Source organism: Brevibacterium sp. LE-L, assembly GCF_050214925.1.
Classification (GTDB): domain Bacteria; phylum Actinomycetota; class Actinomycetes; order Actinomycetales; family Brevibacteriaceae; genus Brevibacterium.
Genome location: NZ_CP189759.1, coordinates 2,697,896 through 2,722,083 on the forward strand (window position 1 = coordinate 2,697,896; position 24,188 = coordinate 2,722,083).

Here is a 24,188-nt window from a genome sequence, read left to right on the forward strand (position 1 = left end):
CCACCAAAAAAGGCGGGTTCACGGCTCGTCACAACACTCTCGATGAGAGGTTGCGACGAGCACGTGAACCCGCCGATCGATCCTCGCGGCGTTCGCGTCAGGCGGCGGGACTCAATTGCCCGAGTCGCCTCCACTGTCGGCAGGCTCCGAAGCCGGGGCGGAGGAATCGCTCTTCGCTCCGTCCTCCGCGATCGAAGGATCGGCGGCCACCGCATCCTCAATCGCGTTCTTCAGGCGGTCCTGAGCCTTTCCGTACTCCTCGAAGTCACCCTTCTTCAGCGCAGCGTCGGAGTCTTCCATGGCCTTCTTCGCCTGCTGCAGCGCATCGTTGAGCGCCTTGTCCGGCGAAGCGGGCTTCGAGTCGTCGTCCGAACCGGACGAGGAACCGGACTGGCCCTCTTCACTCTCCTCGGTGCCGGCGTCTCCCGCGGTCGCACCGGAGTCGCCGCCGAACACCTGGTCGAGAGCCTCGTCGAGGGTCGGCGCGAAGCCGATGTCCTCGCCGAAGGCCACGAGCACGTGCTGGAGCAGCGGGTAGGAGGTCTCGCCGGCGGACCGGACGTAGACCGGCTGCACGTAGAGCAGACCGCCGCCGATGGGCAGAGTCAGCAGGTTGCCGTTCTCCACCTCGGACTCACCCTGACGCAGCAGGTTCAGGCTGCGCTGGACGTCGGGCGCGGTGTTGAAGTTGTTCTGCGCCTGACCCGGTCCGGGCACGGTCGTGTTGCGCGGCAGCTGCAGCAGCCGGAGCTTGCCGTAGCCTTCGGCAGTCTCGCCCTTCTTGCTGCCTGCGTCGGCATCGGCCGAGAGGAATCCGGTGAGGTTGTTGCGCGATTGTCCCTCAGACGACCGAGCCGGGATGTACGAGCTCGTCAACGAGAACGACGGTGACTCCTGACCGGGCATCTGCAGCGTCATGTAGAAGGGAGGCTGCGTCAGTCCGCTGCTGGCCTTCTTCGTCGGGTCCGTCGGCAGGGTCCAGAAGTCCTGTCCGGTATAGAACTCGCTGGCCGTGCTCACGTGATACTTCGCGAGCAGGTCGCGCTGAACCTTGAACATGTCCTCCGGGTAGCGGACGTGGCTCATCAGGTCACCGGACATCTCCGAGGAGGATTTGATGAGTCCTGGGAAGACCTTCATCCAGGTCTTGAGGACCGGGTCGTCCTTGTCCCACTGATACATGTCGACCGAACCGTCATAGGCATCGACGGTGATCTTCACGGAGTTCCGGATGTAGTTGACCTCATCATCCGGCAGTGTCGCCACAGCGTTCGGGGCAGTCGCCGTAGTCGAGTCCTCGGTGGCCTGCTGCAGCGGCTGCGGTGTCGAATAGGGATAGTCCTCGGCGGTGGTGTAGCCGTCGAGAATCCACTTGATCTTCCCATCGACGACGGCCGGGTACGGATCACCGTCGATCTTGAGGAACGGAGCGAGCTTCTCCACGCGCTCACGCGGGTGGCGCTCGTAGAGGATCTGCGACTTCTCATTGAGCGCATCGGAGAGCAGGATCTGCTCGTCCTGGAATTTCAGTGCGTAGGCCAGGCGATTGAACACACCGCCCACCGAGGGCCCGCCGTCACCGGTGAAGGTGTTGTTGACCTGGCCGGCGCCGCCCTTCTCATCCGAGGGATAATCGAGCTCGCGCGGGGTCGCTCCCTTCGGGGCACCGACGATCGAATAGTCAGGAGAGGACTCGCCGAAGTAGATACGCGGTTCGTACTCCGGGAACTCGCCCTTCGGAGGGATGTCCGACTCCATGAACGTCGGTTCGCCGTCGGAATTGCGCTGGTTGCCGTTGGCGGCCACCACACCGAAACCGTGAGTGTAGACGATCGCCCGGTTGAACCAGCTCTGGTTATTCACCGAGCTCGGAGCCAGCTCACGCACCGCGATGACGGTGTCGCGCATGTCGCCGTCGATGTCGTAGCGATCGACATCGAGCTTCTGCACGAACGAGTAGTAGGGTCGCACCTGCTGCAGCTGCCGGAACGTGTCGGAGACGAGATTCGGGTCGAGCAGGCGGATCGAGGCAGCGGTCTCGGCGTCCTTGCGCAGGGCGCCCTTCTTACCGCTGGTGCTCGGCTCATAGGGAGTCACCTCGATGTCGTCGAAGTCGAAGGCATCGCGGGTCGCGTCGATGTTGTGCTGGATGTACTTCGACTCCAGGCTCTGCTGCGAGGGATTGACCTGGAACTGCTGGATCATCGCCGGGTAGGCGATGATCGAGACTCCGCCGAGGACGATGAGCGTGAGGGTCGCGATGATCGAGATCCGCCAGTTGCCCTTCCACGCGGTGTACACGAACAGCAGTGCCACGAGCACAGCCGCGATCGCGACGATCGCCATCGCCGGAAGTGCTGCACGGTCGTCAACGTAAGTGACGCCGGGAACGACTCCTCCGGTCGCGGTCAGCCGATCGTAGCGGGCCAGCCAGAGGCGTCCCGCCTGAACGATGACGAGCAGGGCCACCGTGATGCCCAGCTGCCACTGCGCCGTCTTCGTCAGGATCACGCCCTTCTGCTCCCCCGGGCGGATTCCGCCGAAGAGATAGTGAGCGACGAGCGCGGCGATGAGCGAAAGCAGCAGGACCATGCCGAGCTGGTTGCCGATGAGACGCAGTCCCGGCAGAACGAAGACGAAGAAGGAGTTGTCGAGTCCGAACTGCGGATCGGTCGAGCCGAAGGACGTGGAGTTGATCCATTCGAGGATCGTGTTCCAATTCGCCGAGGCGGTGATGCCGGCAAGCGCACCGACGACAGCGGGAATCGCGATCGTGGCGACCTTGCGCAGAGGTTCGATGGCCTCACGGTAGCGGTCGAGGTTCTCCTGGCGCGGTGTCGTCGGAGCATAGACCGGGCGATTGCGGTAGGCCAGATGCAGGCTCAGCCAGACGGGCACGGCCATGAGGATGAACCCGCCGATGAATGCCAGTCCGCGAGTGACCCACATGGTGCGGAAGACCTGGGCGGCCTCGATCTGACGGAACCACAGCACCTCGGTATAGACCTGGGTGAAGGCGATGAAGGCGATCAGCAGAATCGCCACGGATACGAGGGTGAGCAGCAGCGGCGAACGTCTGGGCCGATTCGCCGGCATGCGTGCGGAGGTGGGTGAGGACGAAGAGCTCACTACTGCCCTTTCTCATTGTTGTCGGCACCGTCGGCGGAACACTTCGGCAGATCGGAAGTGTTGCCGGCGGCGTACTGCTCCACGGCGGTCCGCGCGTCATCGAGGGTATCGATGCGCGCCACCGTGATCTTGGACTGGTCTGCAGCGGTCAGGACCTCGGCGCAGTTGTCTGCAGGCGAGAGGAACAGCGTTGCACCGTTCTCGGTCGCTGCCGCCACCTTCTGGCGGGCACCGCCGATGGGTCGAACCGTACCCGATGGAGTGATCTCTCCGGTGCCGGCGACGTGTTTGCCGCCGGTCATGGCTCCTGGGGTCAGTTCGTCGACGATAGCGAGGGCGAACATCGTTCCTGCCGAAGGCCCTCCGACGCCGTCGACGTTGAACTTCACGTCGACGGGGAATTCGAAGTCCTGCTTCATCGTGATGCCGATGGCCTTGCGACCGTCGATGTCGGCCGGGGTCAGGGTGATGTCCTCGGACTTCCCATCACGGTCGACGACGAGGTCGACTTCGTTTGTCGACTGCACCGTTTCGCTCATGGTCTGGGCGGCGTCCGGATCGGAGTCGAGCTTCTTGCCGTTGACCGACGTGAGACGATCACCTTTGCGCAGCTTGCCCTCGGACGGCGACTTCGCCACGATCTCATCGACGAGCAGGTGCACCGAATAGGGTTTGTCGAGCTGCCCCATGGCCGCGGCCACCGCGACGTCCTGACTCGAAGACATCTCGACGGCGTTCGACGCGGTCACGTCTTCGCGAGTCGTGTCCAGCGGGTAGTAGGCCTCGGTCGGGACCACCGTCTCCTTGCCGTTGAGCACCGCGCCCAAGGCCTGCGAAGCGTAGACATCACGCCCGGGCCCGCCGCTGACGGCGACGGTGAGCATGTCGATGCGCCCGTCGGTGGGATACGTCTTCGCCCCGGAGACACTGATCATCGAGTCGCCCTGGTAATCACCGAGGGTGTTGAAAACCGGTCCCGGCAGCTGAAGCATATAAGGGACCGGCAGAAGTACGGCCAACGCGATGAAGACGTAGGTGAGGACACCCGAAGTCGTGGCCAGACGCGGAGTCTGTCGGCGTCTGGTGTCGCGACGTGGTTCCGCAGACACCGGCACGGCCCGAGGGGCGTTCTCTGTCATGTATTCCTTTCGCTGCACCGCCCCACCAGTCTAGTTGAAAGCTGAGGCTCCGCTTCACAGACTCCTTTCGCCCGGTGCGAACATCCTGCGAAACCTCGGCGAATTGGGAAGCTTCCCACATTCGGAACCGTTAACGTGGGAGTCAAACCGATTCTTGGGGGCTGTAGAACAATGACCGATGACAACAACAATGAGCAGAATCCGTTCGAGCAGATCTTTGGGATGCTCTTCGGCGCCAATGGCCCCGGTTCCGGTGAGGGCGAGGACAAAAACGAGTCCGGCATGCCGCAGGGTTTTCAGATCGATCCATCGATGATGGCGACGATCATGAACCAGATGCAGGGGCTGTTCGGGCAGGGCGCCGATCCGCAGGCTCAGGCTGTGTCGATCGCGCAGAAGGCCGTGCCGACCCCTGACCCCGCAGTCACCGATGAAGCCGAACGTGCGACGACCGATGCTTTCCGTCTGGCGGAGCTGTGGCTCGCCGAAGCGACGGAATTCTCCGTGGCCAATCGCTCTGCGCGTCCGCTGCGCCGCACCGACTGGGTGAAGGAGACGATGCCCGGGTGGCAGAAGTTCGTTCTGCCCATCAAGGAGAACATGTCGACGGCGCTGACCGAGACGCTCGAGTCACAGGTGCCGGCGGAGATGAAGGGCATCCTCGCGGGAGCATCGTCGATGTTCGGATCAATGAGCGATTCGATGTTCGCCATGCAGATCGGCCAGGCCGTGGGCGCGCTGTCGGAAAGCGTCCTCACCGGCACCGAGGTCGGACTTCCCCTGCTCCCCCACGACTCTGCCGTCCTGGTGGAGACGAATGTGGAGTCCTTCGCCGCCGATATCGATATCGACGCCTCCGAGGTCCGGATCTACCTTGCCGCTCAGGAGCTCGCCCATCTCGCACTGTTCGAACGTGCACCGTGGCTGAGCGCCCAGGTCGAGACCGCTCTGACCCGCTATGCCCAGGGGCTCAAGGTCGACACCTCGCAGATCGAGGACATGGCGTCGAATATCGATCCGTCGAACATCTCCGACCTCAGCGACAACATCCGTCAAGGCCTGTTCAACCCCCCGACGACGGACGACCAGAAGCAGGCTCTGACATCCCTGGAGAACCTTCTCGCCGTCATCGCAGGCTGGGCCGACGTCGTCGTCTACGAGGCATGCAAACATCTGCCCGGTCGCGACCAGGTTCGTGAAGCGCTGCGCCGTCGCCGAGCGACTGCTGGACCGGCCGAGAAGACCTTCTCCACGCTGGTCGGCCTGCAGCTCAACCCGCGCCGCCTGCGCGATGCCGCTGCACTGTTCGCTTACCTCGAGACGCAGGGCGGGGCCGAAGCCAGGGACCAGGTGTTCTCTCACCCAGACCTGCTGCCGACGACTCAGGACCTCGATGACCCACTCGGATATTCGGAGCGCCGTCAGGCCGAATGGACCAACGAATCGAGCATCGACGAGGCCCTCAGCCGCATCCTCGCTGAAGGACTCGACGGCGCCGGCGGCACCGGAGACGAAACTCCTCAGGCTTCGGACTCCGACGCAGACTCCTCCGCCGACGCCTCGACGGACTCGGACTCGGACTCGGACTCGGACTCGGACTCGGACTCGGACGAGGATGACACGGACGCGAGTGACGATCGCTGAATGATCGAGCTCGAAACGGCCCGTCGGGAGATCGACCTGGCCCCTGCCGGACCGTTCCTCGAGGACTTCGTCGAACTCTTCGGCCTGCAGGGAGCGGATTCTCTGCGACGTGACGGCGGAGCTCACCACGTCACCGCGAGCTGTCTGGTCGTCGACCCCGATACGGAGTCGGTCCTGCTCAATCACCATCGCAAAGCCGGACTGTGGGGGCAGTTCGGCGGTCATCTCGAACCCGAGGACCTCTCTCTGCATGCTGCCGCCCGCAGAGAGGCCGAGGAGGAGAGCGGCATGCAGCTCCTCCACGTCTCCCCCGCCCCCGTCGACCTGCACGTGCATGACCTGTCATCGTCGTTCGGCAGCTGCACGCGGCACTTCGACGTCGTGTTCGCGGCCTACGCCTCGGTGACGGAATCGCCGAGCGTATCCGCGGAATCACTCGACGTGGCGTGGTTTTCGATGCGAGATCTGCCCGCAGCGCTCATGCCGGACCTGCCGGCACGCCTGCCGGGGCTCTACGCTGCAGCTCTCCGCTCGTCCGATGCTCATCGCTGACGGGCTCCGGGCTCTCAACACCCGCAACCGACGCCCTCCGGTCAGTCAGCTCCCCCGGCCGAACCGCTCACCATCACTGAAGCCTTCGAGGTAGAGCTTCGCATCCGCCTGCCTGGGGTGCCGGTTCGCCAAGGCGTGGAATTCCTTCGAATGCGGGCCGATCTGCAGATGAACGAGTTCATGGACGACCACTGTCTCAAGCACCCACCGGGGGACGGCCTGAAGCCGGTGGGAGATGCGGATGTCGCCCGTCGAGGTCGTCGTCGACGCCCACCTGCTGAGGTTCTGGTTCGTCACCCACCTGATCGAGGCAGGGCACAGCCGCCCAGCGAAATAGCGGCGGCTCATCTCCTCGGCCAGTTCGACGAGATCGGCGGCGGAGGAATGATCGCGGGCGGAGAGACGATTGAACAGATCTGTCAGCGACCTGATGTTGTGCTCGACGCTGTAACGCACAGGTGTGCGCAGGACATAGGTCTCAATCTCCTTCGACACGGCCACGGTCTTCTTCCGCCTGGCCGATCGGCGCACTTCGATCTCACCGCGGGCGATCGCTCGCAGCACTTCCTCTTCGGTCCACCGCTGTCCTCTGGTCACTGCACCATCATAGGAAACGGCACTGACATCGCCGGGAGATCTCCATCACCGCTCCCCAACTTGTGAGTTTCCTGAGTATCACGGTTCTTTCGTCCTCGATCCGGTCGTCCACAGCCGCCTCGGCGATCGGAAACCGCCTCGAAGTGGTGTTGGCACCGACTGATGGATGGCTTATCAACAGATTCGACCGCGTACGAGCCGCCTTCCCTCCACAGCCCTACCAGCGATTCCCACAGCTTATCCACAGGCTGTTGACGTGTCTGTGCATGACGGTGCATTGACGCGGCGGCGAATGCGGAATAAGTTCTATGCTTGACCCCGGAAAACCCGGAGATACGTGCGGAAGGGGAAGCCGCACGAGTCTTCGCGAGCGCCTGGGGCATGATGCGGTTGAGGGCAAGCCCGAACATGTCTTCCGGCTTGTCCTCAACCGTTTCCCACAGGGTTATCCACAGTTCGCTGCGGCCCATGGCTATTCGCCCTCCGGTTCACTACCGTGGAAGTCTCAGAGCTGCCGAGGCGAAGGTGCCGAGATGTTCAGGATCTTTCCCAGTGTTCCCATCACATGGCGTTCGTCGTCGTGCGTCCAGTTCGGTGCCGATGATCCTGTGCTCATCGACGGGCTGCTTCCGGCCGATGTCAGTCTCATCGAGGATCTGCGGCTGGGCATCGGCTCTTCCCAGTTCTATGCGCGCGCTCAGGAGCTCGGGGCAGATCTCAGTCGGGCCAGCTCCCTCATCACGCTGCTCGGCGAGGCCGGCGTGCTGGTTCCTGAAGGTCCGGACTCGGGAGCCGTTCGGAAAGGCTCGCCCGTCTTCGCCGCCGCACGTTCCTTCGGTCTGGCTCCCGACCGAGTCTCACAGATCCTCGGTGCTCGTCCCGTGCTGGTCACCGGTCCGCTGCGGGCGCAGGCAGAAGGGCAGCTCGCTGCACTCGGCTTTGCGATCTCCTCAGCCCGTCGCATTGACGAGCTGAACCTGATGAGCGCTCCCATCGTCGTTGCGAGTTCCCATCTGGTTCCGGACCTGCATGCGGCCATATGGCTGAACGACCGTGAGATCGACCATTGCCAGGTGGTGCTCGGTGAACATGCCGTGGAGATCACAGGGCTCATCCGTCCCGGGCGGACTCCGTGCACGATGTGTCAGTGCCTGCATCGCAAGGACAGCGATTCCGGATGGCTCGAGCAGTATCCTCGCCTGCGGGCCCTTGCCGATCGCGAGACTCTGTGCGATCCCGCCGCGCGCATCCTCGGCTCGGCACATGTCGCTCAGCTGCTCCGGCAGGCTCTCCTGCGTCCCGAACTCGCTCTCGTCGCCCGGAGCATCTCGCTCGAGTCAGGAGGTGTGGACGACCACGGGCCGACCTTCCACGAGCGATGTCGATGTCGGGCGCCCGTGCCCGATTTCGGTTCACTCGGAGAGCAGGCTCAATAGACTCTTTCCGTACAGCTCGAGCTTCGTCGCCCCGACCCCGGGCACGCGTGCAAGCTCCTCGAAATCACGTGGACGGACCTCGGCGATGACGGACAGGGACGTGTCGGTGAGCACCAGGTAGGGCGGAAGCCCCTGTTCCATACCTACTCGAACCCTCCAACGCCGAAGTCGGTCGAGGAGATCGAAGTCGATGTCTGCGGGGCATTCGGAGCAGCGCCCCACAGCCCTGTCGACTTGCGAGACCAACGCTCGTCCGCATCCGCGACAGCGGTTGAGGCTCGCCGTATTCGCAGGCTTTCGCCCTCCGCCCCTCGCGTGGCCGACCTGTCCGAGTTCCGAGAGGAACCGGGAAGCCTTGCGTGGTTTCTGCTTCGACTCGAAGCGGGCCAGCGACCAGCTCATCGCCAGCTCCTTGCCGGCACGGGTCAGCGCAACGTAGAACAGGCGCCGTTCTTCGGCAATCGCGCGGGGCGTCTGCGCATAGCTGATCGGCAGGAGTCCTTCGCTCAGGCCCACAAGATGGACGCTGTCCCATTCCAGACCTTTGGCAGCGTGGAACGACGCCAAGGTGACACCTTCGATGTCGGGAGCGAACTGGTGTTCGGCCCGGTCGGCCAGATCATCGAGGAAGGCTCCCATCGGCACAGGCAGTTCCTGACCCGTTTGATGCTCCTCGGCGAGGTCCACGAGCGCTTTGAGCGATTCCCACCGCTGCCGGCTTGCTCCGGGACCGGGCGGTTCGCGTGTGAAGCCGAGAGACCCGAGCACCTCCATCACGGCATCGGGCAGCCGCTGCCCGCTCGAGGTCGCACGCGCAGCCTTGAGCATGAGGACCGCTTCCTTGACCTCCTTGCGTGCGAAGAAGCGTTCACCCCCACGCAGCACATAAGGGATCCCCGCAGCGGCCAGTGCCTGCTCATAGGCGGGACTCTGCCCGTTCGTGCGGAAGAGCACCGCAATGTTGCGGGGACGACGCCCCGCCCGGATCTCAGCCGAGATCGCTTGGACGACACCGTTCGCCTCTGCTTCGTCGCTCGGGTATTCGGCCATGCTCGGGGGCTTGCCTTCGGCATTGTCGGTACGCAGGGTCAAGGCGGTCTTTGCCGTGTACCGGAGCAGATTGTTCGCTGTGGTCACGATCGACTGCGAAGACCTGTAGTTGCGCACCAGCCGGACCGTTCTGGCTTCGGGCATCGCAGTGCCCAGAGAACCGAGCAGACTCGCGTCGGCTCCGGCGAAGGAGTAGATGGTCTGTGCGGGGTCGCCGACGACGCAGAGATTGTCGCGTGGGCCCAGCCACCGAGAGAGCACATCGAACTGCAGCGGAGAGACGTCCTGGAACTCGTCGACGACGAAGTGTCGGTACTGTTCGCGGATCTCTGCAGCGATGGCCGGGTATTCGGCGAGGACGCCCGAGAGCACGAGCAGCACATCGTCGAAGTCGAGCAGGCGCCCGCGTGTCTTCGCCTCCCCATAGGCTTCGAAGATGCGGACCATGTCATCGACACCCAACTGTCCGGGCAGATCACGCGCCGCCGCCTTCGTCGCATAGTCGTCGACGCCGAGCAGCGAGGCAGCGGCGAATTCGATCTCCGAGGCGACGTCTCGGGTCAGCTCCCGGCTGGTCTCCAGACCGAGACTCTGCATGACCGATCCGATGATTCCGGCCTTGTTCTCGATGATGCGGGGAAAATCGCCTTCGGCGAATCGGTCCCAGAAGAAGCGCAGCTGGCGCAGAGCCGCCGAGTGGAAGGTCCGAGCCTGCACGGCGGGCACGCCGAGGCCCCGCAGCCGCGACCGCATCTCACCGGCCGCCTTTGCAGTGAATGTCAGGGCCAGAACATGGTTGGGAGGAAACACTTCGGTGGCGATTCCATAGGCGATGCGGTGTGTCATGGCGCGTGTCTTGCCGGTGCCGGCTCCGGCGAGGACGATCACCGGGGAGTCGAAGTGAGTCGCGACTTCGCGCTGCTCCTCGTCCAGGGCCTCCAGCAGGGCCGTGGCCGAAGCGTTCACGCGTTGTCCAACCAGCTGCAGAGAAGCTGACCGGCGATCGAGATCGTCGACGGGGCGCGAACGGCCTTCTCGGCTATGGCTGTGCGAAGCTCGTCGCGGGTGAACCAGCGCAGTGAAGCGATCTCGGACCTGTCCGCGGCGAATTCCCGGTTCGGTGCCTCTGCAGAGAACCCCAGCATGAGCGAACAGGGGAAGGGCCAGGGTTGGGAACCGAGGTACTGCGGGTTCGTGACCTCGAGGTGGGCTTCCTCCCAGATCTCGCGGATCACCGCATGTTCGAGAGTCTCGCCCGGTTCGACGAATCCGGCCAGAAGGGAATACCGGTCGGCTTCCCAAGCGGCGTTGTTGCCCAGCAGCACGCGTTCGACTCCGTCCTCATCCGTGTTGACGATGACGACGATGACGGCGGGGTCCGTGCGGGGAAAGTGCTCGCTGCCGGTCTCCGGGTCGCGGCGCACCCACCCGCCGAGAACCGGTGTGGTCGGAGCTCCGGTACGCGGAGAGAACCGGTGGGCCCGGTGCCAGTTCCCGACGCCGACGACTTCGACAGCAAGCGACACCTGCACATCGTCGAGAGCCTCGGCCAAATGCCGCAGCGGCAGCCAAACGGGTTCGGAGCTTTCGATGCCCTCCCCCGGAGCGGTGAGCAGATCGCTGGCATCACGTGCGCGGGAGACGTCGAGAGCGGAATCGAGGTGGCTGCGCCCCTCGTCATCGAGGGAGACTCCGATGTACCGGGTGCCCAGACGATCCCGACCGAGATAGATCTCCGTCTGCCCGTCCGGCACCAGACTGCGATCGCTGAGGAAGAGACCGCCGGCGGAGACGAGCAGCGTCCCGCGATGTTCGAAGACAGGCACGGCCCCCGCGGCCCAGATCTCAGACAGGTCGCCGTCCTGACCACGGGTGAGATGGTCACGATCGATTCCATGACGGGCGAGACTGATCGGCTGCACGGGAGGCAATGGCTTCATGTCTTCCACGATAACTTAAGCCCCTGACGCAGGCGGGCCCGAGCGAGGCAGCCTCCAGACACGCTCGACGGCGAGTCCCGTGTCTCAGCGCAAGGCAGACGGTAGATTGGGGAAGGTGGATACCAAGGCGCTCAAGTTGACTGCGATCGCGGCGACGATGCTCGACGGCTTCGCACCGACGAAATGGACACCCCTGCCGCCCCTCGACGCCGGAGTCCGAGTACTTCTCGGCGATGACCGGCAGGAGCTTGTCGCGACGGCCCAGACCCAGCTCGATCGCACCGCGGACATCGGATCCGCTGCCGAGGCGGGTCGGATCTACGATTCCATGTACCCGCACGCGGACTTCACCTGGCCGCATCTGCGCGCCATCACCGAGGTGGATGCCGAGTACTTCGAGACCTCCACGCCGACGGCGGTCACCCTGGTCGATCCCCTGCCGGGTGCACCGCTCGGCGATGTGCCCATCGCCGATACGGCCCGGGCCAGTTCCTTCGCGCAGGCGCTGGCAACCGTGCATTCGGCAGCCCCCGAACCGGTGTCCGAAGCCGGGTTCCCCGTCGAAGACCCGTCCCGATCCCAGTTCCTCATCCTCGAACGACTCGATCAGGCAGCGAGCACCGGACGGGTGCCCTCAGCGCTGCTCCAGCATTGGGAAGAGGAGTTCGAGAAGGTCGCTCTCTGGCATTTCCTCGCCACGCCGATCCATGGGTCCATCGATGAGACCAGCGTCTACACCGATCAGGAGCGAGTGCTGGCCCTGTCCGAGATCGGCAGACTGCGTGTCGCCGATCCTGCCATCGATCTGGCCGCAGCCTCGGCGCTCATCGATCCGGCCGCGCTGCCGACGTTCTACGAGGAATACCGCAGCGCGCGCCCCCGAGCCGATGAGCACGTCATTGCACGTGCCGAGCTGCTCGCCGAATTCGCGGTCGTCGACTGGCTGCTCGAAGCCGTCGACTCCGGCGACGAATCTGCGATCAACGATGCCGCCGATCTGCTGACCTCGTTCAACGACGTGCTCTTCGCCGGCTCCGCCGATGCACAGACGGATCAGGCTTCGGCGGCCTCTGCTGAAGCGGACACTGGGAACTCGAACCCTGCCGAAGCGTCGCAATCGGCCGGTGACAGGGCAGAACCGGACGTCGAAGCCGCCATCACCGAGAACGATCCCTCCGATGTGTTCATTCCCCGGGCACGGCCGACCGACACTGCGTCCGACGGCACTTCCGACCTCGATTCCGAACCCGGATCCGGTGTCACCACCGAACCCACTCCGGACGCGGTCGACGGTGACGAAACCGGTCCGATCTCACGGCCGGATCGTCCCTGAACTCACGGGTTCTGCCCCCAGGCTTCCGATCCGCCCCTGAAGCGAATCGAACCTGCCCGGGGCGCCACGCGGGCGATCGGTGGAACAGAGGCGTTCAGCCGAGGTCGTTGGCGTCGAGCCACTGGATGACGTCGTCCTCGTCGGGCAGTTCCGTGAAGCGGACGACCTCGTCGCTGCCGACGAAGTAGAACGTGCCCGTAACCTCGGTGATCTCCGGATGTGCACGCAGAATCGCGAATCGGTACAGCGCCAGCTGCCACTTCATCACCTCGAGCACCTGAGTGTCGGGCTTCTTCGACGTCTTCCAGTCGACGACCTCGGCATGGCCGTCGGTGATGAAGACCGCATCGATCTTTCCGGGCACCCGGAACCGACCGAGGACGAGCTCGAACGACATCTCGACATGGTCGGCCCGTCGGGTGGCGAACTCTGAGGCGAGGAAGGTCGACTGCAGCCGTTTGATCGTGGCGGCATCGATCGGGCGGACGGCTTCGTCCTCGCCGATGTCGATGCTCGACTGGCCGAAGTGCTGTTCGACCCAGGAGTGGAAGTTCGTGCCGATCTCAGCCGCCCGACTCGGTGGCGTCGGAATCGGTCGCAGCACCTGTGTGCGGAATCCCTGCGGATCCCGTCGCCACGAGACGAGAGCGGTTGCGGACAGGCGGTCGGGCATGCCGGCCGTCGCTGCCGCCCCCGGCCGGGCACCGACCCGCAGTGCTTGAGCGGCGTACCGGCCGACGTCCCCGTGAACGTCAGCCAGCGTCTCCAGACTCACCTCGGGACTGGCTTCGACCCATGATGCTGCCTGTTGCGCCGCGGCGACCTGCCGGGTGCGCGGCACCGGCCATTCGGTGGTCTCGATCCTGTCTTCTCCGGATTCATCGGCCGGCTCTGGAATGTCGACCGTCAGTCCCAACGCTTCGACCGCTTCGGTGAGGAATGGGGACAGCTCGTCGGGTTCCGTCCGCGATCCCATCAGTTCCGCGCCGAGCCACAGGTGGCGTTTGGCACGAGTGAAGGCGACATATGCCAGCCGTCTCTCTTCGGCCACATGTGCATCGGCGATATGTGGGCGGATGAAGTCTCCGATCCATTCGTCGAGTGCCTTCTTCGTGTCGAACTGTGCTTCCCGCAGGTCGAAGTCGACGAGGTGTGCGCGGTCTCCGCGCAGCGGATACGGCAGTGCGGTGCGGTCCATCCACCCCTCCTTGTCACGCGGTTCGGTCGGGAAGTCCTTGACCACCAGCGACGGCACGGCCACAGCATCGAATTCGAGCCCCTTCGAAGCGTGAACGGTCATGATGTTGATCGCCTCAGCGGCGGCCGTCGGTTCGGCCGTGCTCAGCGCATCATGGGCCTCCATGAGGCTCAGCCATGACAGGAACCCGGGAATCGAAGGGCGGTCGTCGGCGGCCGAATACTGGCTGGCTGCGGACAGGAACGCATCGAGGGCCGACCGATGCAGATTGCGCAGCGAATCGCTCAACCCCCAGACGTCGGAGTCGATTCCGGTCTCCGTCATAGCGGTTCGGATGATCGAGGAGATCGTGCCGGTGCCTGATCGAGTGGTGCGCAGGGCACGGGCAAGACGGACCAGCCGCTGCAGCGCTTCGGTGCTCAGACCAGAGCTGCGGTAGTCAGACAGCAGCGCTTTGTCGGTCGCCGAGCGCGGACCGTGGTCGAGTGCTCGGTCCACTTCGACGAGTTCGTCGAGACCTTCGACGATCGTCGCCTGATCGATGGCTTCGACGATGACCTCGGCGGGATCGGCAGCGGTCTCGGCGCGCTCTGCCTGGCGTCGTTCGGTCTGCCGGCGGGTGAAGGCCTGCAGCCCGGCGATGTCGGCGGCGCCGAGGCCGAGCATGCGGCCGCTGATGAGCCGCATGAGTTCGTCTCCGGCCATGGGATCGATCGCGGCGGTGAGCACCGACCGCAGGTCGGCGACGAAGGGGTCACTGAGGAGCCCGGAGGATCCATGCACGTGGACGGCGAACCCGGCGGCTTCGAGCGCGGCGGCCACCGGCGCGAAGTGTGCGCGTTTTCGGCACAGCACGGCCTTCGTCGCACCCTCGGGGATGGTGGCGAACCAGTCGGTGACTGCTCTCAGACCGTTGGTCAGATAGTCCGGGTCATGAGCGCCCGAGCTGACCTCGACACTCACCTCACCATCGCCGGCCCCGTCCCTGGCCGACAGTGGGGGTTCGCTGCTGTCGGTGAGCCCGTCGGCGATGCGGTTGGCAACCTGGAGAATGGTTCGGTCGTTCCTCCAACTTGTGCTCAGGGTCAGCGATTCGACGTTGTGGAAGTCGGAGGAGAAGCGGATCATATTGTCGGCACTGGCGCCGCGCCAGCCGTAGATGGCCTGCCTCGGATCGCCGACCGCGGTCACAGCGGTGGAGTGGAAGAGGTCGCGCAGCAGTGTGAGCTGGGCGACCGAGGTGTCTTGGAATTCGTCGAGGAGGACGATCTTCCACCGCGCCCGTTCGGCGGCGGCCGCTGCCGGCACCTGATCGATGATGCGTTGGGCGAACCGCACCTGGTCGGAGAAGTCCATCGCCAGGTTGCGTCGTTTCTCGCGCATATAGGCGTCGGCCAGTCGCGCTGTCCGGATCTTCGCTTCGAGCTTCGCCCGTCGCCCGTTGGGGTCGACAGGTCTGCCTTTGCTCGACACGAGGGCGGCCAGACACTGTTCGAGGTATTCGGTGACTTCACCGACATCGCGACCGTGGTCGTTCATCGCGCCGGCGAATGCGATGACATCGGAGATCATCGTCTCGCGGGAGAAGTTTCCGGGGATCTCATCCGGCGGGGTGGCGTCGATGAGGTCTCCGGCGATGGTGTGTGCGGTGGCATCGTCGAGGAGCACTGTTTCGGGTTCGATGCCGATGCTCACTGCGTGTTCGCTGACGATTGAGGCGGCGTAGGAGTTGTAGGTCGACACCGTCGGATTGTCCAGTCCCGGCAGGGAGAGCTCCTGTCCCATGCCGAGGTTGTGACGCAGTCGGGACAGGAGGACCCGGATGCGGCCGCCGAGCTCGCCGACGGCCTTGCGGGTGAAGGTGAGGCCGAGGATCTCCTCCGGGGACACGTGGCCGTTGGCCACGAGCCACACCACACGTTGGGAGATGACCGTGGTCTTGCCCGATCCGGCACCGGCAGTGACTTTCATCGACTGCGCCGGGTCGGCTTCGATGATGACCCGCTGCTCGGGGCTCGGTGGGAAAGCCTGCGCGGGCTCGGCCGCGGTCAGACGGGCCAGCTGCTCGGCGCTGTAGCGCATCAGTCATCCTCCAACATCTTCGGACCGATCGCCGGGCAGGACGATCGCACGGGGCAGGACTTGCATTTCTGCTGCTCGACTCGGGCAGGGAAGCTCGCCGCCCGCATCCGGCCGGACACGTCGTCGATGAGCTCGCGTGCCCACTTCGGGTTCTCGTCGATCTCGAGTGCCGGCTGCTCCCGGACGGTGCGGGAGGACTTGCGGAGGAAGACGAGCTCGGCCCCGAAGGCTTCAGCGTCGAGTTCCTCATCCTCGCCGATCCGGATGGTGCCGGAGTTGATCGCCTCCTGATACACCCCGAGTTGCGCGTGGCGGTCCATCTCCTTTCCGGCGACGACGTTGCGGCCGGTTTTGAAGTCGACGATGCGCAGTCCCCCGGAGACCTCCTCGACCCGATCGAGGCGACCGGTCACCTTCCACCGGCGCCCTGCGTCATCGACGCCGGCGGCATAGACCTGCGCTTCGACTCCGATGAGGCTGCCGGGAGCGTTCTCAATGTATTCGCCGAGGCGGTCGGCCATCTTCATCGCCACATCGAGTTCCCGTTCGCGTTCCCACTCGGCATCGAATTCGAGAGAGGAGAATTCGCCTGCGACGAAGTCGCGGATCGCTGAGGTCGGTCCTTCGGGGTAGTTCTCGGCGGCTGCGTGGATGATGGTGCCCAGGTTCTGTGCGGTCGAACTCGCGCGATCGCCGCCATTGCGAGTGAGGAACCAGCGCAGAGAGCAATCGGTGAAGGCTTCGACCTGGGACGGCGAGACGCGGACAGTGTCGGAGTCGGTGTACAGCGGATCGAACGAAGTGATGTCTTCGGATTCACGCCAACGGCTCGGGTCTTCGACTGCCGGGCTGGCCGCGGAGAACGCCCGCATCAGCTGCGCCCAGCTCAGGGTCTCGGAATCCGGGGCGTCTGCCTGCTGGGCTGCCGCGGTCTGCAGCAGATGGGCTCGGGCGTGTGCTGCCATCTCCGGCAGAGTCAGCGGCGGCAGCTCGTCTTCATGGGTGATCGCATAGCCGTCGGCGACCTCGGTGCCCTTGGCGGTTCCCGCAGCCAGCACGTCGAAGAAAGGGGAGGGTTCGGTTTCGGCATCGGTGACTGCGGTGACGATGACCTTCTGCTGGGCACGGCTGAGCGCGGTGTAGAAGAGCTCGCCCTCTTCCCGCAGGTTCGTCTTCTTCGCATGAGCGTGATATCCAGGGTCGGCTGTCACGGTCTCTCCGCTCGTCAGCACGGACGCGAGGTCGGTCAGTCCGAGGATGCCGCCGCGCAGCTTCGGGTTCGGCCACACTCCCTCGTTGACTTCGGCGATGATGACCAGCGGCACGCGCACATGAGCCAACGATGAGGGCGTGCCGACGCGAACATGGTCGGCGAATCCCGCAGTGTCGGCCAGGGAGTCCTGAGCGATGTCCTGTTCGGCGACGATCCCCGCGAAGGATCGTGCGGTGAAGCCGCCGCGGTCGGCGATCTTCTCGGCCAACGCGAACAGGCGCAGCACCGAGTCGAGGTAGCCGTTGGTCACGGACTCGGGGTCCTGCAGGGCTTCGTGCTGCCACTTCTGCGCGACACCGGCGGCTTCCCAGATCGTCCACAGTGCTTGGTGGGGGTCGTCGGTGCCGACTGCAGCGGCGGCGTGGAGCATGCGCGAGATCGTCGCCAGTGCCTGCGGGGACGAATCGTCGATGGGGCTGCGCAGCGCCAGCGCGAGAGAGGCGGTGCTGCTGGGCGCGGGGAACCGGCGGCGCACGGTGCGGCGGAAGCGGCGGATCTGCACGGGGTCGAGCCGAACGTAGATGCTGCCGGCCAGGGACAGGGCGAGTTCGGCGATGGACTCATCGTCGTCGAAATCAGGCGTCGTCGACAGCAGCTCCAGGAGCGGAGCTGTGGCCGGGTCGACGTTGAGCGGCTGCATCAGAGTGGCGATGGAGACACCGGAGGCCCGCAGCTCATTGGCGATCGACCGCGCGCTGTTCGCGTTTCTGCAGATGAGGGCCACATCCGACCAGGAGTGTCCATCTTCGACGAAGTTCGTGATCCGCCGGGCCAGATACCGGGTGCCCGAAGCGCTGCCCTCGAACACGTGAGTCTCCAGATGCGCGTCCAGTGCCGTCTCCGGAGACACCGACTCCGCGGGGACCTCGGCAGGTGCTCGTGTGTTCGCCGCCGACTCGTCGCCCAAACCACCAGCGGAGTCGAAGGACAAGTCCGCGGAGAAGTCGGCGGCGGGTGCTGCTGTGGGGCGTGGTCGGGGCATATGGCCCAGTGACCACCGGGTCGTGATTCGGGCACCGAAGCCGTCGATGGTCTCGGCCAGAGCGGGGTCGACGTCCCACAGTTCGTTGAGGACGATGGTGTCGAATCCCGTGTCCGCGGTGGCCCGGTCGATGATCGAGGCGTCCGCACCGTGGAAGCGCCCGGTCACCGTCTCCGGAGTTCCAAACAGGGCGATCGCGCTGCCGCGGTCACGCAGCTGTTCGAGGATGCCCCAGCTGGCCGCCGGGAAATCCTGCACACCATCGGCGAGGACCACCGTCGGCACCCGATCGGGAGCGAACGACCATGTTCTGCCGGCGGTCGCCTCGGCGGGTTCACGGAAGATCTCGAACGCCGCCAGAGCGAGCACGGTGGCGGAATCGACACCGCCGTAACCGGGCATCGACAGGATGCCGAGGTATTCGTCGAGGATCTCGGCGATCGCGTCCCACCGCGGATCGGGGCACCGGGCGAGGACGCGGCCGAGAGCGGTGCGACCGAAGTCGAAGATGTGCTCGCTCGGGCCGGTGACGGTCGATGACGGTTCGGGCGTGCGGATCCCGAAGTCGAACTCCATCACTCGGTTGAGTGCATCGCGGACCTCGGTGCGGAAAGCCGAGGTCGAGCGCACCTCGGCGGTGAGTTCCGAGGGCCACAGCGGTCCACGGGAGTGACCGAGCTCATGCCCTGCCAGCAGGTCGGCCAGGAAGACGTCCTGGTCGGCTCCGGAGATGAACTCGAGGTCCTCGCCTGTGCGTGTCGTGTGTGCGGCACGGGCGATTCCGTAGGCGTAGGAGGCGAGACTGCGGGCGGCGGCGCCGGTGAGGACCGCATCGGCGGGCGGCTGCAGCCGGTTGCGCAGAACATCGGCGTGATCGCGGTCGGGGGTGAGGACGAGGACCGCGGCCGGGTCGATCCGTGTGACCAGATCCGCGTAGACGGATTCGAGCAGCGTCGTCTTCCCCGTGCCCGGCCGGCCGATGATGTTCAGGCAGCGGCCCGAGAGCAGAGCGCCGCCCATCTGCTGGGTCATCTCATCCATACTCGTATTCCATCACGAGCCGCTGACACGAGGTTCCCGAAGCTGGAACCGGCGCGTCGCCGAACGGGCGGCTCGCGCGTCGCCGATGCCGACCTGATGCCTGGGGAGAGGGTGGACTTCGCGTAGCATTGAAGAATGTCGAGTCCACAACAGAGATTGCCCCGTGACCAACGCCGCGACCAATTGGTAGGTGTCGCACGCTCCGTCTTCGCCACCCGTGGATACCGAACGACCTCCATGGACATGATCGCCGAGGCTGCCGGGGTGTCCAAGCCCGTGCTCTACCAGCACTTCGACTCGAAGCAGGACCTCTACCTCGCGCTCATCGACTCCTCGGCCGCGCACCTGGATTCCCGGCTCGCTGCAGCGCTGGAATCGACGAACGACCCGCATGAGAAGATCCGGGCCACCTACCGCGCCTACTTCGACTTCGTCGTTTCGCACCGCGAAGAGTTCGTCATCATCTTCAATTCGGATGTCTACGAGCCGAAGGCGGAGCAGAAGCTTCGCGCCCTTCGTGAGAGTTCGGCCTCCCGCGTCGTCGCCGCACTGCAGGATTTCGCCCGGCTGCGCGATGATGAAGCGCGATTCCTGTGTCGTGCTCTCATCGGCACCGCCGAGGTCGTCGTCAAACAGCTCGACTCCCAGCGCGGCATCGACGTCGATTCCGCCGTCTCTCTGCTCACGCAGATGAGCTGGGGAGGCTTGAAGTCGTTCGCCGAACGCTGACCGTTACGCTCAGGCACCGGGCATCCGGACACCGGGTACGGGCACAGCGGCTCGCGCCTCACGGTTCGTCAGCCCACAGCGGAATCCGGCGGGAAGAAACCCTCCCCCGCTGACGTTAAGCTGGACACAGTCCAATCCATCATCCGCCACCCAGATCGGCACAAGGAGCACTATGGAAATCAAGATCGGCGTCAAGCAGACCCAGCGCGAGATCACCCTCGAAACCGACGAAGACTCGAAGGCGCTGGCCGCCCGCGTCGAGGAGAAGATCCAGTCCGATGGACTGCTGACGTTCACGGACACGAAGGGTCGCCAGATCTTCGTTCCCGCCGCTTCGCTGGGCTACCTCGAACTCGGCACGGAAACCGCGCGCCGCGTGGGCTTCAGCGCCTGAGCACACTGAAGCGCATGAATGCGGAACTGACAGATGGGCCCCGGTCGCAATGACCGGGGCCCATCCGCATTCACTCTCTCAGGCGACGAGGCCGAGCGCGGACATCCGCTTCGAATGGTTCGAGGTCACCGCCGGGATCAGCTCGACGACCATGTCCTCGTCGAGGCCGAGGAAGGGATCGGTGAGCAGGCTGCGTGCCCGCCCGAGGGTCTCGGCGACGAGCTTGCGGCCCCACAGCGCCAAACGCGACGCCAACTGCGTGTCGACGGCCACTTCGGATGTCAGACGATTGCGCGCATATTCACTGGCACGTGTATCATCGAGAATTGCAATAGCCAGGCTGTATCCGGGCTCCGCGAGTTCGTCCACCGCCGTGCGGTAGAAATCATTCATGATTCCGTCGAAGACGAATCCCTTCATGAGGCTTTCGTACCAGTCGCGAGGACGAGTCCTTTCAGCCAGCGTGTTGAAGGTCGGCTCGAAGTGCTGACAGAGCTCGATCACATCCTGGCCCATCTGATCGATGTGCTGTGAGAGCTGCTCGAAGTTCGCGAAGGACTGAGAGGCCAACCGCGCCAGGATGACCTTGTCATCCAGATCCGCTGCGGTCGTCGCGTTGGTGGCCATACGTTCGAAACCGGTCAGCTCGCCGAACGCAAGAAGAGCGAGCGTTGCAGCATCATTACCGGCCAATGGGACAGAATCGGGCATAGTTCAAGACTACCGGTTCTGGGCCATGACAAGCGCGAATGCGCTAAAAGGAGTTTGGAATATGGCGGAGACAGAACCGGATTTCGCAGAGCTGGGAGTCGCCGGACCGATCGTGGCCTCACTGGCCTCAGCAGGAATCACCCACCCCTTCCCGATTCAGGCACTGACGCTGCCCGTGGCGCTGTCAGGTGCCGACATCATCGGACAGGCCAAGACGGGCACCGGAAAGACCCTGGGATTCGGAATCCCCCTGCTCCAGCGCGTCGTCGGCAAGACCGAGGACTCCTCGGTGACCACCCACCCCGAGGCGACTCCCGACAGCGTCAACGACTCCAAGGAACCGCGTCTGCCGCAGGCCCTCGTCGTCGTGCCCACCCGTGAACTGGCCAAGCAGGTCGCAGCCGATCTCGTGACCGCCTCGGTGCAGCGTGACATCGACATCATGACGATCTACGGCGGCATGGACTTCGACCCGCAGATCAACCGGCTCAAGGCCGGTGTCGATGTCGTCGTCGGCACCCCCGGCCGCCTCCTCGACCTCTACGGACGCAAGATCCTCCGCCTTCACCGCGTGCGCACCGTCGTCCTCGACGAGGCCGATGAGATGCTCGACCTCGGGTTCCTGCCCGATGTGGAGAAGATCATCAACGCCGTGCCCGCACACCGGCAGACGATGTTGTTCTCGGCGACCATGCCGGGTGCCGTCATCACACTGGCCCGTCGGTACATGAGCCAGCCCACGCACATCCGGGCCCAGGACCACGAGGACCTGTCCATGCTGGGCAAGAACACGACTCAGTTCGTCTATCGCGCCCATTCGATGGACAAGTCCGAACTCGTCGCTCGCATGCTCCAGGCCGAGGGCCGGGGCCGCACGATCATCTTCACCCGCACCAAACGGACCGCCGACAAGCTCGCGGCCGAACTCGGCGACCGCGGCTTCGACGTCAAGGCTCTGCACGGCGACCTCGGTCAGTCGCAGCGGGAGAAGGCGCTGAAGTCCTTCCGCGACGGCAAGGTCGATGTGCTCGTGGCCACCGATGTCGCCGCCCGCGGAATCGACATCGACGATGTCACCCATGTTGTCAACTACCAGTGCCCCGAAGACGAGAAGACCTACGTCCACCGCATCGGTCGCACCGGCCGCGCGGGTCACTCGGGTGTGGCCGTGACCCTTGTCGACTGGGACGACATGCCCCGTTGGCGACTGATCAACAAGGCCCTCGGCCTCGACTTCGACGAACCGGCCGAGACTTATTCGACGTCTCCGCACTTCTTCGCCGACCTCGACATCCCGAAGGGCACCAAGGGTCGCCTGCCGCGCCAGCACCCCGAAGGTGAGGACGAGACCGGCGGGGAGAAGAACCGCGGGTCCGAGCGTCGCGGGTCCGACCGTCGCGGCTCCGGCCGTGGCGGCTCCGATGACCGCCGAGGCGGCTCCTCCGACCGTCGCGGCTCCTCTTCCGGTGCCGGTGAGGAAGGCCGCAAGCCGCGCCGCCAGCGCAATCGTCGGCGCACCCGCGGCGGCAAACCGGTCAACCGCGGCCATGCCGGCCAGGGTGGGCACTCGGCCACCGACGCCAGCGAGGACTGAACTGACGCCGGCGACGGCGCACAGACTTCGTTGAAGGGGCCCCAACCGTGCTCGGTTGGGGCCCCTTCGCCGTCCCGTGTCCGGATCACGGAGCCTCGTTCACTCTGCGTTCAACCTGATCTCCGAAGGCGTTCAATTCGGTGGTCAAGACTGTTCTGACGCCCTGTCTCCGATGACGAACGAGAGCGATTCATTGTTCAGTTCACGCCGTGTGGATGCCCCCTCCCCCGCAGCACCTGCCGGGGTCTCCGATCTCTCCCCGAAGAGTCAGGAGCTCGCGGCCGGTCTGGACCCGGCTTCCGAGTCGTCAGCGTCCGACCGCGCCTCGGACGCGGCCACCTCCCCCGGCACCCGCACCGGCAGGCGCCACCGGCACGATGTCGATGTCATGCGCGTCCTCGCCGGACTGACCGTGATGATCGGCCACTCCGGCGGTGTGCTCATCGGCCGCAGCGAGGAAGGCTCCGACGCCTGGTGGCTCGGTCATCTCGCCGAGGCTGTCAATCCCTGGGCCGTGCCCATGTTCTTCATGATCGCCGGGTGGGCCGTGCTCGCCGGTGCGCCCCCGCGCACAGAAGCCAAGATGTGGGACCGGATCGTGCGCCACCTGGTTCCCCTCGCCTCGTGGTCGGTCATCTTCGTCCTGGGATTCAACCTCTTCGACACCGACGAGGTGAATGTCCGCCATGACCTCGTGCGCAGCTTCCTCGAAGCCGGTCGCCCCGGCTTCCACCTGTGGTATCTCTACGCGTACATTCCGCTCATCCTCGTCTTCGGCACGCTCGTCCTGTTCTGGAGGAACGAGCGCCCGTGGAGGCTCGCGGCTCTCGCCCTGGTGCTGGCCGGATCGACGGTGTGGGCGCCGTTTCTGCTCGACCTCGTCGGCTCCGATCAGGACGCCTGGAAATGGGGATTCGCCACCTATCAGGTCGTCTACTTCGTCATCGGTGCCTTCGTCATCCAGCACGCCGGGGAGCTGCGTCCGCCGATCTGGACGCTGTGTCTGCTCTTCGCCGCCTCGGCGCTCGGTGTCCTCTGGTGGGAGTCGCAGAAGTCCTATCCGATCGAGAACGCGAATCCGCTCATCGTGGGGCTGGCGATCAGCGTGATCCTCCTCGTCTCCCGCTTGCGCCTCGGCACCCGCACGAAGAAGATCTTCGCGCGTCTGGCGTCAGCGTCGTTCGGCGCGTTCCTCGTCCATGTGTTCTTCCTCGAACTCTTCTTCGAACGCCTCTACGATGTCGAGGCCGGACCGGTCGTCCTCGTCATCCAGTACCTCGGTTTCCTTGCCGCCATGGCCGCCGTGTCCTATGCGCTGAGCTTTGCGTGGGGACGGCTGCGGCTGCGGCGAATCCTCGGCTGAG

At 64.9% G+C, this 24,188-nt stretch carries 17 protein-coding genes; 8 read left to right on the forward strand and 9 right to left on the reverse strand.

Translation table 11 applies throughout. The features are described from left to right. Positions 1 to 111 precede the first annotated feature (111 nt). Both ACQE2J_RS12210 and ACQE2J_RS12215 read right to left on the reverse strand, forming a co-directional pair. The gene (locus ACQE2J_RS12210; RefSeq protein ID WP_135538745.1) at positions 112 to 3,129 is read right to left on the reverse strand and encodes a UPF0182 family protein; all 3,018 of its coding nucleotides are present in this window, start codon (positions 3,127 to 3,129) and stop codon (positions 112 to 114) included. After that, positions 3,129 to 4,268: a YlbL family protein gene (locus ACQE2J_RS12215; protein ID WP_135538747.1), complete on the reverse strand. Its 1,140-nt coding sequence runs from the start codon at positions 4,266 to 4,268 to the stop codon at positions 3,129 to 3,131. The genes ACQE2J_RS12210 and ACQE2J_RS12215 overlap by 1 nt, the downstream gene beginning before the upstream one ends. 171 nt (positions 4,269 to 4,439) lie before the next feature. On the opposite strand from ACQE2J_RS12215, the gene ACQE2J_RS12220 reads away from it, so the two are divergent. Together ACQE2J_RS12220 and ACQE2J_RS12225 are read left to right on the forward strand one after the other, a co-directional pair. After that, the gene (locus ACQE2J_RS12220) at positions 4,440 to 5,912 is read left to right on the forward strand and encodes a zinc-dependent metalloprotease (RefSeq protein ID WP_135538749.1); all 1,473 of its coding nucleotides are present in this window, start codon (positions 4,440 to 4,442) and stop codon (positions 5,910 to 5,912) included. Continuing rightward, positions 5,913 to 6,464: an NUDIX domain-containing protein gene (locus ACQE2J_RS12225; RefSeq protein ID WP_135538751.1), complete on the forward strand. Its 552-nt coding sequence runs from the start codon at positions 5,913 to 5,915 to the stop codon at positions 6,462 to 6,464. 45 nt (positions 6,465 to 6,509) lie between these two features. On the opposite strand, the gene ACQE2J_RS12230 is transcribed toward ACQE2J_RS12225, so the two are convergent. Together ACQE2J_RS12230 and ACQE2J_RS12235 are read right to left on the reverse strand one after the other, a co-directional pair. Further along, the gene (locus tag ACQE2J_RS12230) at positions 6,510 to 7,061 is read right to left on the reverse strand and encodes a M48 metallopeptidase family protein (RefSeq protein ID WP_240689676.1); all 552 of its coding nucleotides are present in this window, start codon (positions 7,059 to 7,061) and stop codon (positions 6,510 to 6,512) included. After that, positions 7,058 to 7,531 carry a hypothetical protein gene (locus tag ACQE2J_RS12235; protein ID WP_135538753.1) on the reverse strand — a complete coding sequence of 158 codons (474 nt, stop codon included), beginning with the start codon at positions 7,529 to 7,531 and terminating at the stop codon, positions 7,058 to 7,060. The genes ACQE2J_RS12230 and ACQE2J_RS12235 overlap by 4 nt, the downstream gene beginning before the upstream one ends. A 63-nt stretch (positions 7,532 to 7,594) precedes the next feature. Between ACQE2J_RS12235 and ACQE2J_RS12240 the strand changes: the two genes are divergently transcribed. Next, a complete protein-coding gene (locus ACQE2J_RS12240) occupies positions 7,595 to 8,497 on the forward strand; it encodes a hypothetical protein (protein WP_135538755.1) in 903 nt (300 codons plus the stop codon). Here the strand turns inward: ACQE2J_RS12240 and ACQE2J_RS12245 are convergent. Further along, a complete protein-coding gene (locus ACQE2J_RS12245; protein ID WP_135538757.1) occupies positions 8,474 to 10,513 on the reverse strand; it encodes an ATP-dependent DNA helicase UvrD2 in 2,040 nt (679 codons plus the stop codon). The genes ACQE2J_RS12240 and ACQE2J_RS12245 overlap by 24 nt on opposite strands. Further along, complete coding sequence (gene nudC, locus ACQE2J_RS12250; protein WP_135538759.1) at positions 10,510 to 11,487, reverse strand: NAD(+) diphosphatase; 978 nt, start codon at positions 11,485 to 11,487, stop codon at positions 10,510 to 10,512. The genes ACQE2J_RS12245 and nudC overlap by 4 nt, the downstream gene beginning before the upstream one ends. A 115-nt stretch (positions 11,488 to 11,602) precedes the next feature. Between nudC and ACQE2J_RS12255 the strand changes: the two genes are divergently transcribed. Further along, entirely contained in the window at positions 11,603 to 12,820 is a 1,218-nt protein-coding gene (locus ACQE2J_RS12255; RefSeq protein WP_240689678.1) for an aminoglycoside phosphotransferase, read from the forward strand. A gap of 94 nt (positions 12,821 to 12,914) precedes the next feature. On the opposite strand, the gene ACQE2J_RS12260 is transcribed toward ACQE2J_RS12255, so the two are convergent. Together ACQE2J_RS12260 and ACQE2J_RS12265 are read right to left on the reverse strand one after the other, a co-directional pair. Next, entirely contained in the window at positions 12,915 to 16,100 is a 3,186-nt protein-coding gene (locus ACQE2J_RS12260; RefSeq protein WP_135538761.1) for an ATP-dependent helicase, read from the reverse strand. Beyond that, on the reverse strand, positions 16,100 to 19,396 hold the full coding sequence (locus ACQE2J_RS12265) for a PD-(D/E)XK nuclease family protein (RefSeq protein WP_425119544.1): 3,297 nt from the start codon (positions 19,394 to 19,396) through the stop codon (positions 16,100 to 16,102). The genes ACQE2J_RS12260 and ACQE2J_RS12265 overlap by 1 nt, the downstream gene beginning before the upstream one ends. 135 nt (positions 19,397 to 19,531) lie before the next feature. Here ACQE2J_RS12265 and ACQE2J_RS12270 point away from each other — a divergent pair, with 135 nt between their 5' ends. Both ACQE2J_RS12270 and ACQE2J_RS12275 read left to right on the forward strand, forming a co-directional pair. Continuing rightward, positions 19,532 to 20,125 carry a TetR/AcrR family transcriptional regulator gene (locus ACQE2J_RS12270; RefSeq protein WP_135538765.1) on the forward strand — a complete coding sequence of 198 codons (594 nt, stop codon included), beginning with the start codon at positions 19,532 to 19,534 and terminating at the stop codon, positions 20,123 to 20,125. Between the two features lie 172 nt (positions 20,126 to 20,297). Further along, positions 20,298 to 20,519, forward strand: coding sequence for a DUF3107 domain-containing protein (locus ACQE2J_RS12275; protein ID WP_135538766.1), 222 nt, complete (start codon positions 20,298 to 20,300; stop codon positions 20,517 to 20,519). A 78-nt stretch (positions 20,520 to 20,597) separates the two neighbouring features. Here ACQE2J_RS12275 and ACQE2J_RS12280 read toward each other — a convergent pair whose 3' ends face one another. After that, positions 20,598 to 21,230, reverse strand: a complete 633-nt coding sequence (locus ACQE2J_RS12280; RefSeq protein WP_135538768.1) for a ferritin-like fold-containing protein — start codon at positions 21,228 to 21,230, stop codon at positions 20,598 to 20,600. Between the two features lie 61 nt (positions 21,231 to 21,291). On the opposite strand from ACQE2J_RS12280, the gene ACQE2J_RS12285 reads away from it, so the two are divergent. Beyond that, complete coding sequence (locus tag ACQE2J_RS12285) at positions 21,292 to 22,824, forward strand: DEAD/DEAH box helicase (RefSeq protein ID WP_135538770.1); 1,533 nt, start codon at positions 21,292 to 21,294, stop codon at positions 22,822 to 22,824. Between the two features lie 193 nt (positions 22,825 to 23,017). Beyond that, positions 23,018 to 24,187 carry an acyltransferase gene (locus tag ACQE2J_RS12290; protein ID WP_426936399.1) on the forward strand — a complete coding sequence of 390 codons (1,170 nt, stop codon included), beginning with the start codon at positions 23,018 to 23,020 and terminating at the stop codon, positions 24,185 to 24,187. Position 24,188: the final 1 nt, after the last annotated feature.